General features: G+C 44.3%; 9 protein-coding genes. 7 read left to right on the top strand and 2 right to left on the bottom strand.

The window, feature by feature from the left end; genetic code table 11:
- Positions 1-201: 201 nt before the first annotated feature.
- Positions 202-390 (bottom strand): carbon storage regulator CsrA, encoded by a 189-nt coding sequence (csrA, locus tag ACJJIQ_RS02645; RefSeq protein ID WP_445363621.1) that lies wholly within the window; start codon positions 388-390, stop codon positions 202-204.
- A gap of 1,430 nt (positions 391-1,820) precedes the next feature.
- On the opposite strand from csrA, the gene ACJJIQ_RS02640 reads away from it, so the two are divergent.
- Both ACJJIQ_RS02640 and ACJJIQ_RS02635 read left to right on the top strand, forming a co-directional pair.
- On the top strand, positions 1,821-2,126 hold the full coding sequence (locus ACJJIQ_RS02640; protein WP_445363620.1) for a hypothetical protein: 306 nt from the start codon (positions 1,821-1,823) through the stop codon (positions 2,124-2,126).
- Between the two features lie 38 nt (positions 2,127-2,164).
- Positions 2,165-2,575 (top strand): DUF4288 domain-containing protein, encoded by a 411-nt coding sequence (locus tag ACJJIQ_RS02635; protein WP_445363619.1) that lies wholly within the window; start codon positions 2,165-2,167, stop codon positions 2,573-2,575.
- A gap of 169 nt (positions 2,576-2,744) precedes the next feature.
- Here the strand turns inward: ACJJIQ_RS02635 and ACJJIQ_RS02630 are convergent, their stop codons facing one another.
- Positions 2,745-3,788 (bottom strand): AraC family transcriptional regulator, encoded by a 1,044-nt coding sequence (locus ACJJIQ_RS02630; RefSeq protein ID WP_445363618.1) that lies wholly within the window; start codon positions 3,786-3,788, stop codon positions 2,745-2,747.
- A 178-nt stretch (positions 3,789-3,966) separates the two neighbouring features.
- On the opposite strand from ACJJIQ_RS02630, the gene ACJJIQ_RS02625 reads away from it, so the two are divergent.
- The 5 genes from ACJJIQ_RS02625 (at position 3,967) to ACJJIQ_RS02605 (ending at position 12,543) form a co-directional block, all read left to right on the top strand.
- Positions 3,967-5,883, top strand: coding sequence for a DUF3604 domain-containing protein (locus ACJJIQ_RS02625; protein ID WP_445363617.1), 1,917 nt, complete (start codon positions 3,967-3,969; stop codon positions 5,881-5,883).
- Between the two features lie 105 nt (positions 5,884-5,988).
- Positions 5,989-6,903, top strand: coding sequence for a peptidylprolyl isomerase (locus ACJJIQ_RS02620; protein WP_445363616.1), 915 nt, complete (start codon positions 5,989-5,991; stop codon positions 6,901-6,903).
- Complete coding sequence (locus tag ACJJIQ_RS02615) at positions 6,893-7,954, top strand: HupE/UreJ family protein (protein WP_444935308.1); 1,062 nt, start codon at positions 6,893-6,895, stop codon at positions 7,952-7,954. Before ACJJIQ_RS02620 ends, ACJJIQ_RS02615 begins: the two co-directional genes overlap by 11 nt.
- A gap of 356 nt (positions 7,955-8,310) precedes the next feature.
- Positions 8,311-8,769, top strand: coding sequence for a GNAT family N-acetyltransferase (locus ACJJIQ_RS02610; RefSeq protein ID WP_445363615.1), 459 nt, complete (start codon positions 8,311-8,313; stop codon positions 8,767-8,769).
- A 729-nt stretch (positions 8,770-9,498) separates the two neighbouring features.
- On the top strand, positions 9,499-12,543 hold the full coding sequence (locus ACJJIQ_RS02605; RefSeq protein ID WP_445363614.1) for a thrombospondin type 3 repeat-containing protein: 3,045 nt from the start codon (positions 9,499-9,501) through the stop codon (positions 12,541-12,543).
- The last annotated feature ends 414 nt before the right edge of the window (positions 12,544-12,957 follow it).

The raw sequence follows: 12,957 nt of genomic DNA, 5'->3' as shown, positions 1-12,957 counted from the left end.
AGCAGCTCTTCATTTGAATTGGAACAATCTTGGGCGCCCATAAATTGGGCACCTATGGCATATTGGTAGGTGAGTTCAACACTAACTCATTGATTACATCCAGCAAATAGGAGGTGCTAGCAAAGGCACCCTATATCAAAACCTCTGCCGCCATGGTTTTGATATGGATGCTTTGGGAAATCTGTAGCCACAGCGGGGCTATCAACGATCGCCTCTTCCAAGTGCCCGCTCCTTTTGTACACGTATATATATTTCTTCACGGTGAACAGGCAGGGATTTGGGAGCAAGTATGCCTATCTTCACTTGATTACCTTTAACTTCCAGTACGGTAATTGAGACATTTGCTCCAATCCTTAAGTTTAGGCCCGTGCGGCGCTTTAAGATCAACATATTTGTTTCCTCTGAGACTCAAACTATTTGTAGCCCTCTTAATGGAAGGCTTTGTAAGTAACTTTTGAGGAAATATGAGGGGGTGCACGAGAACGGTAGGCATAGAAGAAGAAAAGGCGGGCACTACGCTCCCAGAGCTTGGACAACCTCTCCAAACTGCTCAATATGCTCCAGTTTATTGAAGACGAGCGGGTTTCTAGCGTATGATCCATATAGCCATTTTGATAGTTCGGTTATCAATTTGGTTAGCTGGCCCCTGGTGTTCGAGCACCTTGGGTCAGCGCCTTTTACTTGCTTTTACGTCACAATACCGCTCTCCTTTGACGGGCTGATTCTTAGAAAATTATTGACTTGGTTAAACTTCTTTGGTAGCTAGATTTTTAAAAGGCAGCTCAACGCCGACCAATATACCAATAAGTATCCATTGATTTTACGCAGCTTTGACACTAAAACAAACTTAATAAAATCCAATAAGATTATCTTTGTGCCTATATTTTTTAACTTAATGCTTTGAATAATCTGAGTTATGCATAAAATTAATCATTTATGCTAGTGCTTCCATTAAGCTCATTCGAAAGAACTCAGAAGAATAGATCTTCAATACTGCTGCTTACCACAAGTTCCCTTCTGCCTACAGCCAAAATTGTTTAGATATTTTTAATATATTGCAGAAGATTTTAGGTAACCATCCTATTAGGATTAGTGATGGCGTTATTTTATAACCCTTTAGGGATTGGACTTTTTGATGCGACAACCCCTAAGAATTCACTTCACTCAAAGGGTGAAGCTATAAATTCTAAATGTTCGTAGTGTATCTCAGAAAGTGAAACCCAATCGAAATATACGTGTATCGAACCCGTTAGTCGTGCCTTAATAGCCAACATAAAAAACAGGGAAAGGTAATCCGTACTTTCACCTCGGTGCTTGATGCTAAGAAATTAATATCACCACTACAGCGCCTACTGAAGAACCCTCTCCACACCACGATTGGACTCGCTAGGGATGAGATTGTGGAGTAATTGAGGTGTAGCACAACAGTTAGCGAATAGCGTTTTTATCACTTGAGCGCACCAACTCTGGTGCCGCTCATCCAGATGCAGCGAGCCGATATAAATTCCTATGGAATCCCTGGCTTGTCTGTGTAGGGTACGCCTGTCCACGGCTAGCTTCCATTACTACCTCCAAGTGTGTTGTTTAGTGTGGGAATTAGGCTGCAATTGACCCTTTGTTTGGTCTAGAATTGACTCCAAAGATGGGGCCCTACCTATCCCCTCGCGGTGGAGACGTTAAGATCAAGTTCGGATGAGAGCAACCATACAAGCTTGCGAGGACATGCACTACTTTAACAAACCGGTATGCCCCCAAAGAAAAGCCCATCACTGGCAAGTTGCCTTAGTTGTTAGCCCGCACTAATTGGAACATCGTATTTTATGAGCAAGAAGGCATTTGGAATTAATGAATTTATTATCCTAACCACCCTACTGGCAATGCTTGGTTTGCTGGCCATCCGGTTTTTGAATCCTGAGATGCTAAATCTGTACATTTTCAATACTCGGGCAGGCTCCTTTTTACTTGGCTGCGCATTTTGTTACTTCACTCTAAATGAGTTCAAGACGGCCATAGCTAAAGATGAGTGGGGCCCAAACAGAATTGCAGGTATTATTCGTGTACCCCTAAATCTCGCCGCTGCTTTGTTCCTGTTTTACATGAGCGCAAGCGGAGGAATTAATTCATAATAAGCTTCCCCATCACTGGTGAGTACAAGGCAGTTAAAATGAGTAACCAGAGAATTCCTGACAGAAATAAGAGCCCCTACGGCTGGTGGGTCGCAACAATTATAGAGAGGTTTCAATTTGATGATGAGGAACTCGACAATATGCTGCGGCGCTGCCGGGCATTCTCAAATGTTGTGATACTAAAAGCTGATGACAGAGAGCAAGCTTACCAGAAGGCCATTCAGTACGGGAAGTCCGGCATCGAGGACAAAAGTGACTGGACAAATGGTAAAGGGCGTAGTGGTCGCTGGATTTTTGAGGGGTTAAGCAGTCTTATTCCCATCTATGATGAACTTGATCCTGAAGGCACTGAAATCCTATTTGACGATGATAATGGGATTACAGTTGGCAGAGTTAAGTCTTGGGTTCGAAGCAAGGAAGAGCTTGAGGCATTTGATGATGCCGAATGAGAAATTCAAGTACTTTATCAACCCCTTTAAAGATTAGGCTTCCCCTCTTTTCTCTCGATAACTATAGAATAGTCCAACCAAACCTAACTGGTCGGTATGTAATATCCAATAGCCCTAGGAGTAATTAATGCAAACAAGTCGAATCCTCTATTTATAGATAAAGCCGCTCTTAATCCATACAAATTTCTGACGAAATATCTCTACTATGCTTAGTTCGAAACTCTCGTGGTGATTGTCCAGTCCATTTTTTAAAACTTCTCGAAAAACTACTGGTATCACTGAATCCCAGTTTGTAGGCGATTGACGTAATAGGGGTATCGTTTTGCTTAAGGTACTGCACGGCCTGATACTGGCGTATTTCATCTAGCACAGTCTGATAACTGGAACCTCTTTCTTTTAGTTTTCTATGTAAACCACGGCTACTAATACCAAGCTCCTTGGCCACTACCTCTTGTGAAAAATTACCTGAAGACACCAGATCAACAAGCACTCTACTGGTCATGCTAACTATGTCATTCTTCTGCAAACGCTCCAAGTAACCAATTAGGGCTTGCTCGTTGACCCTGACCAGCTCATCGTTTCCCGAAGAGAGCTTTCGATCAACAAACTCTTGTTTAAATCTAATCTCACAAATGTCTGCCGAAAAGTTAATTGGGCACTTATACATCAATTGATGCCGCTCAAGGGTGGCAGGTCTGTGCCTCTCCAGATTAATTGAAATCAAATGATGATACACATCGGGGCATATCTTTCTGATGGACTTTATTAGCAAAGCCATAAAGGCATCTATAGCATGAATACTTGGATCATATGAAAAATTATCAACTTTTTCCCAGGATACTACTACTTGTTTCTGTTCATCATGAACATTGATTCGCATAGCGGTGGTAACCACTTCTGAGAATCGAGCAGACCTCAGTAAGCTCTCCCTGATGGAGCTACTGGCCAAGTGGGCATAGCTTAGAGCGTGAAGATTTGTATGATTAACATACTTAGTGACTTGCAGGCCGATACAATCATCACCTGATATGGATTCAGCGAGCCCCCATAGTTTTTTCATATTCTCTAAAGGAATTCTCTGGTTTGCATCCACTATGCATTTAGGGTCAATTTCTGCACGCTGCAAAATTTCTTGGGTGGAACAGAATGGTTTTAGGGCCTCAATAATAGGTAATACCCAGGTTGCAATGGTCGTGTGTCCATACTCAGCCATCTACAAATGTGTCCTAATTGGTCAAGAGATTGGCTTTATTTGCAAAGAAACCTAAAAGCCAAATGATTAGCATCTAATCAATCACATCCTTATTTACCAAGATTATCCTAACGATCCTGACATGTTAAGAGGATCTAATCGCCTAAAAGATAGCCAGCCGACGCTGGTAATTGGAAATATGAAAAATCCCATAAAAAGAATAGCACGTCTGGTAGGGGTTACATTATCCATCACTCACCTAAGTGTTACTGCTAGTGAGCCCACTCAGGTTTTCTGGGGAGATATGCACCTTCATACCTCCTACTCATTCGATGCCTTCTTAAGCCAAAATTATTCGGCAACTCCGGACACCGCTTATCGGTGGGCCAAGGGGCAGCCGGTTATTCACCCCTACACTCATGCAAAAGTACGTATAGACACCCCGTTGGATTTTCTCGTGGTTTCAGATCACGCTGAAGGGCTGGGAGTTATGAGGGCAGTGGTGAATGAAACAGATGAGCTCGACAGCGATATGTCCTTATACCAGTCGATGATGCGCTGGTTTGCCAAGCAGCATATTAGATATAAAGTCTCAATAAATGAAGGTATGGATATTTTCAATGAGTTACTGCCCAAAAAGGCGCTAGACACAGTAGCTCCCGCTGACCCTGTCCAGGACCCAGCTAACACTCCCCCTGAGCCCGTTCTTGGAGACCTGGATAAGACCCGGACAAGCGCATGGAGTGCAATAGTCGATGCCGCAGAGCGCCATAATAACCCGGGCACTTTTACCAGTTTTATTGGCTGGGAGTGGAGCTCAACACCAACTGGGGCCAACTTACATCGGGTGGTTGTCTCTCCTGATGGGGCGGAAAAAGCTAAGCAGTATCTTCCTTTTGGGTCTGATCAGAGCCAGTACCCAGAAGATTTGTGGCAGTGGTTAGATGAGACATCTAAACGAACTGGCAGTGAATTCATTGCGATCCCCCACAATTCCAATGTGTCCAAAGGTTATATGTTTGCAGAAACCACTCTGCGTGGTGAGCCAATTGATACACAGTATGCGCGTACACGCATGCGCTGGGAGCCCCTGGTTGAAATAACACAAATTAAGGGGGATTCAGAAACCCATTCAACGCTTTCCCCGGACGATCCTTTCGCAGACTTTGAGAATTATCCATTCTACTTGCAAGCTGACCCGGAGTCGTACCGTGTCGCTAAAGGTGATTTCGTCCGATCCGCCTTACGTTCAGGGCTGGAAATACATGAGAAAATTGGTGTAAACCCTTATAAGCTGGGGTTTGTAGGGTCCACAGATTCACATACGGGTATGTCAACTGCTGAGGAGAACAACTTTTGGGGTAAGTTTGCCCATGACTCAGTACCAAGCAGCAAGCGAACTAACACTGTCATTGGCGGAACCAAGGCTACAGGTTGGAACATGTCCGCTTCTGGACTCGCCGCCGCTTGGGCAGAAGAAAATACCAGAGAAAGCCTTTTCGCTGCATTTAAACGCCGTGAAGTATATGCCACTACAGGCCCTCGAATTCAGGTGCGCGTCTTTGCAGGCTGGAATTTTCCTAAGCACGCTATAGATGCTGAAAATATTGCTGAACTGGGTTACTCCCATGGAGTACCTATGGGGGGTGATTTAGTGAAACCACAAGGAACTGACCAACCAATTCAACTACTTATACGCGCGACAAAAGATCCTAAAGGAGCAAATCTGGATCGAGTTCAGGTGGTAAAATCTTGGTTAGACGCAACGGGAAAAAGTCATGAGAAAGTAATTAATGTTGCTTGGTCTGGGGAGCGCACTCTTAATAACCAAGGTCAGTTAAAGCCAGTGGGTGATACCGTTAGTCGAGAAACGGGGCAATACACTAACAATATTGGTTCTATTGAGTTATCGACCTTGTGGCAGGATCCAAGCTTTAATGTGAACGAAAGAGCATTTTACTATGTTCGGGTATTACAAATCCCTACTCCTCGCCATTCACTTTACGATGCAGTGGCCGTAAAAGAAATTAACAACGGAAATATTCAGATACCCTCTGAAGGACCCGCTGTTATCCAGGAGCGCGCTTATACATCCCCAATTTGGTATACCCCCTGATACCGATAGGATACCTCGACGCTACAGCATGCAAATAGCATATCTAAAAAAGTAGCTTGCATACTGACATCAATACTCTCTGCAGGTTTCAATGGAGGAAGCTTCATGCAGCGGAAATTAGAGATTCTGAAAAGGGAGCCTTTGGTACACTTTTCTATTATCGCTTTATTGCTGTTCGTTTTCGCAGAGTTATTAATAGAGGAAAATGGAACCAACTATGAAGATACCTTGCTTATCAGCGAGGACATTCTAATTGAGCACCTACAATTCCAGAAAAAAATATTTAACCAGAGTTTTGCACGACGTTATTGGGAGGGGTTGACTCAGCCAGAGAAGTCCAACCTGATTAATGATTACATTAAAGAAGAAGTACTTTACCGTGAAGCCCTTAATCTAGGCCTGCAGAAGCATGATCAGATTATACGACGACGCCTTATTCAAAAGCTGGACTATGTAAATGGTGGCTTTTCCAGTAACACTGATATTAGTGAAGAAGGTCTGGAAAACTACTTCCAGCTTCATCGCGAAAAATATCGAATTGAAGCATCTATTACCTTTACTCATGTTTTCTTTGATTTTAGGCGGCACTCTACAGAAAAGTTAGAGGAGACTGTCAAAAAGAACTTGAACCACTTAATAAAGCAGTCAGTTCCATTCGAGGATTCCGCCCTCTACGGAGATAGATTTATCTTTCATCGGAATTATGTAGATCGCACTCCCAGTCTAGTAGCCAGCCACTTCGGAGATAATTTGGCAGAAAGTATCTTTCAACTACCATTGAATACCTGGTCCGGTCCATTTGAATCTCCGTATGGTCTACATCTAATTTTGATTAGTGAAAACAAAACAAGCCGTCTACCCAGCTTTAGAGAAGCCTCCCCCTTAGTACTTGAGGATTATCGACGAAATAAAATGGAGGAAAATAAACAACTTAGGATACAAGAGCTGTTGGCAGGCTACAGAATAGAGAGGGATGCCTCGATACCATATGTTCCTGTGGATATCACCTATGCCAACTAAAAATCCCTACAAGATCATCAAAGCCATTCTATTCTTATTGTTACTTACAACAATTAGTAATGTTAGTTTCGCTCATGACGGAAGACCGATATACATTGAGTTAAAAGAAGTCACGGAAAGCAGATATATCCTTCGATGGAAAATTCCGCCTATCATGCAGCCAGGGACTGAACCTGAGATACACTTAATGGGCGAATTCTGCCAAATACAACCAGAGATAACAGGGCCTACCAGACCCAACGTGAAGAGTTACCTATGCAGGAATCTCCACCCAAACAATTTTACAAGGCTATATAACCCCCTAACAATAAGAATCACATACCCCATTGCCAATCCAGCCTTATCGAGTTTAATTCATTTTGAAAAATCAGACGGCGACACTATTAATCTCTTTAATAGCCCCAAGGTCTTAGAGATAAATCTACCTTCCCGCCTAACTATTTGGGATAGTGTCACACAATATATTGAAGCAGGTTTCTTACATATATTAGAGGGCTATGATCACTTACTATTCGTATTATGTTTAGTCTTTATCGCCAGAAAATTTAGAGGCATTTTAATAGCGATTAGCGGATTTACAGTAGGCCACTCTCTCACTCTAGGGCTCGCAAGTTTAGACTTATTCACCATAAGAGTAGATGTTGTTGAAGTGTTGATCCCATTGAGTATTATGCTATTAGCCGCAGAAATTGTATATGCGCATAATAGACAGCGTAAAACGAGTTTAACCCGACGCTATCCTGCGATTGTTGCCACTGGCTTTGGATTACTTCACGGGTTTGGGTTTGCCAGTGCGCTTGCGGAATTAGGCCTTCCTCACAGCCATAAAATCACCGCATTATTTAGCTTTAATATAGGTGTAGAATTGGGGCAAATATTATTTGTCTTGGTTTTGACTTTCTTATCATCTACAGTTCAGCGGATATTCTCGAAGTGGAAAATTACAACTTTATATAACCAGCTTCTGACACATTCAAAATACGCAATTTATCCAGTTGGAATAGCCAGCGGGTATTGGGCAATTGACAGGACTCTGGGGCTAATTTCCTAAACAAGAAAAGTTTGAATCACAAAAGCAACTTCAATACTTACTACTGGGGTAATAGGAAATAATACACCGCACTCGAGACACGCTGAGAATATATCCCTGTAAGCTCCTAATCGGCATCCATGCCTCATAGGGTCCCGAGCGTAGTGTATTATTTTCTTCTCCCTTTTTAGTATAATCTGTTATTCTCACGCAATCACACAGATAATGGCTCACAGTAGTGGGCAGATATATGTATGAGTTGACCATCAAACAATAGGAATTCATCGAGCCTTTTTAGCCCACATCAATGTCATATACAGGCCCTTGTAGAGCTAAAGCAGTTTTCACTACCAAACCTAACACCACTGAAAATTAAGATGTTGAATTTTAGAAAAGCACTTATAGAAGACCTTCCTGATTTACTTAAATTTGAACAATGCCTTATCGAAGCCGAAAGGCCATACAATTCATCCATTAAAGCTGAATCAGCATTCTATTATGATATGGAGAAGTTGATACTATCTGATGACTCCTATCTTCTGGTAGTTGAAAGCGAAGATGAGATCATTGGAAGTGGATATGCCCAAATACGAAACTCAAAGATATCTCTTGATCATGAGCGGCATGCTTATCTGGGTTTTATGTATGTATCACCAGCACACCGAGGAAAGGGCATTAACTCAAAGCTAATAGAGAAATTAATTGCATGGGGAAAACAAAGTGGGGTTCAGGATTTCTACCTTGACGTTTACTCTCAAAATAGCTCAGCAATAAAAGCCTATGAAAAAGTAGGCTTCAAACCATCACTGATGGAAATGAAGTTAAACCTTAAATAGAAAGATCAAAATCTATAAACCCAGGTGATGTCTTTGACTCACCTGGTTTACACCATATGACTTCAAAGAATACTCTTCAAGAAAAGCTTAACCGATATATCTCGATTTAAATACGTAGCTGCAAATTTCATGATCAATCAGAAAAATTATCTTCCACAAAAAACCATCCTGCCACGCTTCTGGCGAGTATGCTTGAGACTAACTCAACGCTTACCTTTATAAAAACTGCGTGAATACTGGGGAAAACTTCCTGCGTTCTCTAGTCCGCATCAGACTTACCACAAGATGAACTTCCCTTATCGCCTTCAGCTATTTGACCACTTGCCCAATTAATAGTGTCGATATAACTCCCGATCCTTACAGCGGTTAAATCAGGCTCAGAATCATTTTCCACTTAACAAATAGTCAAGTCCAATAGCAAAACAAACTGTCAAATTATCTATTCCGATATTTTTAATGGCGTGAATTTATCTTTACTAATTACATGCTTTATCACCCATAAATTATCCCGCCAAAATTTCGCCATTCATCACACTTTTAGTGAGAAAGAACGCATAGTTACCACACTCATAAACGGTTGTGCGCCATAACTTTAGTATTAGAAATACGCACAACCAAAATAATGACATCTATCTAAAAATAAGCCGGAGTCCAAGTGCGCCAGCATAAATGATTTATTGCAGGCGTATTTTTTATAGGTCTACTGCGCTTGTCCGACAGATAACAAAAATGGATTTTGTTCGGGAGATTATGACCATGCGTCTACCTTCGCTTATTGCGATACTATTTTCATTGGTGCTTTTAAGTGCCTGCGGTTCTGATGGAGGCCGGGGCGATGCCGCCGATGACTTGCTCCCGCCCCCTGGCGTCACAGACTCAGATGGTGACGGTATCGATGATGATAATGACAATTGTCCGAGTGTTAGTAATTCAGACCAGGATGATTTAGATGGCGACGGCAGCGGTGATGCCTGTGATACTGATGACGATGGCGACTCCCACCCAGACACTTCAGACAACTGCCCACAAACCCCAAATTCGGACCAAGCCGACAGTGATAGCGACGGCATAGGCAATGCCTGTGACAGTGATCTGGATGGCGACAACGTCCCCAACGATTCTGACAACTGCCCTGCTGATTCAAATAGTGAGCAGGGTGATATCGATGGCGACGGCGTCGGGGATGTGTGCGACAACGACCGCGACGGGGACAACTACACCGACAGCTTGGATAACTGTCCGGACGTAGCCAACCCAGACCAATCAGATCAGGACAATGACGGCATCGGCGACGCCTGTGACGAAGATAGCGATACTGACAATGACGGCCACGACGACGGCCAGGATAACTGCCCAGCCATATCCAACCCAGACCAAGCCGACCTTGACGGAGACGGCATTGGCGATGCTTGTGACAGCGATGACGACGGTGATGGCGTAGACGATCAGGACGACAACTGCCCAACCGCAGCCAACTCCTCACAAACCGACCAGGATGGCGATGGTATAGGTGATGCCTGTGATGACGATGCAGACAGTGACGGCATCGATAACGAAGATGACAACTGCCCATCTACCCACAACCCGAGCCAAGACGATAACGACGGAGATGGCATTGGCGACGCCTGTGACAGCGACGACGACAATGACTCTGTCGAAGATGAGAACGACAACTGCCCCAGCCATAGCAATAGCGACCAAAGTGATATCGACGAAGACGGTGTCGGTGATGCCTGTGATAGCGACCAGGATGGTGACGGTATTGATAACGACGATGACAACTGCCCTGCTACTGCCAATTCAGACCAGAGCGATATCGATGGTGATGGGCAAGGCGATAGCTGTGACAGCGACGATGACGGCGATGGTATAGACGATAGTAATGACAACTGTCCGGCCGTTGCCAACGATGATCAAACCGATACCGACGGCGACGGCACTGGCGATGCCTGCGACAGCGATCGCGATGATGACGGCGTTGAAAATGAAAATGACAACTGCCCGCTGGTACCCAACGCAGATCAAACAGATACAGATGGTGACGGTTACGGAGATGCCTGCGATGACAACACCGATGTCGACGGCGATCAGGTACCTGACAGTGTCGACAACTGCGTATTCGTCCCCAACACGGATCAAATTGACCAGGATGGTGATGGTGAAGGGGACGCCTGCGACAGCGACTTGGATGGAGACGGCACCGATAACGATGCCGACAATTGCCCATCAATACCCAACTCAGACCAACTCGATACTGACGGGGATGGCAGCGGCGATATCTGTGATAGCGACGACGACAACGACGGCGTCGATGACATAGCCGATAACTGCCCCACAGCATCCAATAGTGAGCAAACAGATACCGACGGGGATTCAGTCGGTGATGCCTGCGATCCAGACCTCGATGGAGACGGCATCTTTAATGACGACGATAACTGCCCCTACGTCAGCAATACACTACAGGAAGACAGTGATAACGACGGAATTGGCGATGCCTGTGACGGCGACAACGATAACGACGGAGTAGACAACGCCTACGATAACTGCCCGGATACTGCCAACAGCGATCAGTCCGATATCGATCAGGACGGCATTGGTGATGTCTGTGACAGTGATAAAGATGACGACAATGTGCCCAATACTTCCGATAACTGCCCGTCTATTCCAAATAGCGACCAAGCCGATCAGGATGGCGACGGCATCGGCGATGTCTGTGATGACGATAGTGATACCGACAACGATGGCCACGACGATGGTGAAGATAATTGCCCGACGACCCCTAACCCAGCTCAATCAGACACGGATGGCGATGGTACCGGCGATGAATGTGATAGCGATGCCGATGGAGATGGCATAGACAACACCGATGACAACTGTCCACTAACACCCAACGACCAAACCGATACTGACGGTGACGGTCTTGGGGATGCCTGTGACGAAGACCTGGATGGTGACGGCGCTAATGATGACGTCGACAACTGCCCAATGATTCCGAATCCAGGGCAAGAAGACGGCGATAACGACGGTGCCGGAGATCTCTGCGATAACGACCGCGACGATGACGGTCTTGATGATACCGTCGACAATTGCCCAGCCATTCCAAATCCAAACCAAACCGATACTGATGGTGATGGAGTGGGAGATGTTTGCGATGCAGACCTGGATGGGGACGAGGTAGAAAACGATCTCGATAATTGTCCCCAGACTCACAATCCCAACCAGGAGGATTCTGATAACGATGGTATCGGCGATGCCTGCGACCTCGAATCAGGACTATCCTGTGCAGCGTTTGAAGACCTGGAGATCGTTAACGGTGTAGATGCAGACCTGACTTACGGAATTGAGCAGCCCTGCGATGGATGTTCTATTACTGCAGTAGAAAGGGTATTTAACGGCGTCCTATCGGATGCAGCCAGAATGGAAGTTGTCAGCGGTGCGGGCGGCTCTACCCATATTCAAATCAACCACCACTCGGTTAAAGAGGGACGCCATGTGGTCGGTTTCCTGGTAGAGCACACCACACCACTGCTGGATATCATCTACCTCAACACCATCACAATCAGTACATACTTGGATGGAGTAGCTACTGGAGAGTCCACTAGCGGGTATCGTCTGGCCCCATTTAAAGTCAATGGTGCACGCAATCACCGCCTGCTATTAGTCACCACCAATAGTGACTTTAATCAGGTGAGATTAACGCTGGAAGGATTGAGCTTTACCAATAATCAACTGGATGTTTACTTGGCCTGCTCAAAAGCTGTGGGCCAGCCATAACTAAAAGAAGAAATAAAAAGCCCCGGTACGCCGGGGCTTTTTATTTACAATCAAATTGAAAGGAATAAAGCATATAAGGAAAATTAATTCCAACCTTTAAAAAATAAAGAACGCAAGACAAAGAACTTTTTTACCCCCACCTATCCCCACACACCAAAAATTACAAAATCAAAAACCCTAAAAAATAAAACTTTTTAAAACATTCAAAATAGGGCTGAAAAAATTGACAGCGGCGCGCCTTATAGTTACTAACCAGTAAGTTAACTATATATTATCCGGATTATTTTTAGCCATAATTGACAGTTAAACTTACAGTTACTCGAACGCCTCTCAGAAACCATTCCAGCTGTAATTAGACTTTATAAAATATGGACTTGCCATCATTAATAACATGCAGATTTATCTGTATATTCG

The organism is Microbulbifer maximicatervae (SeqCode), from assembly GCF_052468295.1.
Note: the sequence above shows the minus strand (reverse complement) of the source record. Positions and strands in the feature narration are given on the sequence as shown.

Bases quoted from the DNA above. Each gene is read 5' to 3' on its own strand.
- ACJJIQ_RS02640 (WP_445363620.1), top strand. From the start codon at position 1,821: ATGAGCAAGAAGGCATTTGGAATTAATGAATTTATTATCCTAACCACC.
- ACJJIQ_RS02610 (WP_445363615.1), top strand. From the start codon at position 8,311: ATGTTGAATTTTAGAAAAGCACTTATAGAAGACCTTCCTGATTTACTT.
- ACJJIQ_RS02625 (WP_445363617.1), top strand. From the start codon at position 3,967: ATGAAAAATCCCATAAAAAGAATAGCACGTCTGGTAGGGGTTACATTA.
- ACJJIQ_RS02635 (WP_445363619.1), top strand. From the start codon at position 2,165: ATGAGTAACCAGAGAATTCCTGACAGAAATAAGAGCCCCTACGGCTGG.
- csrA (WP_445363621.1), bottom strand. From the start codon at position 390: ATGTTGATCTTAAAGCGCCGCACGGGCCTAAACTTAAGGATTGGAGCA.
- ACJJIQ_RS02605 (WP_445363614.1), top strand. From the start codon at position 9,499: ATGGATTTTGTTCGGGAGATTATGACCATGCGTCTACCTTCGCTTATT.
- ACJJIQ_RS02615 (WP_444935308.1), top strand. From the start codon at position 6,893: ATGCCAACTAAAAATCCCTACAAGATCATCAAAGCCATTCTATTCTTA.
- ACJJIQ_RS02630 (WP_445363618.1), bottom strand. From the start codon at position 3,788: ATGGCTGAGTATGGACACACGACCATTGCAACCTGGGTATTACCTATT.
- ACJJIQ_RS02620 (WP_445363616.1), top strand. From the start codon at position 5,989: ATGCAGCGGAAATTAGAGATTCTGAAAAGGGAGCCTTTGGTACACTTT.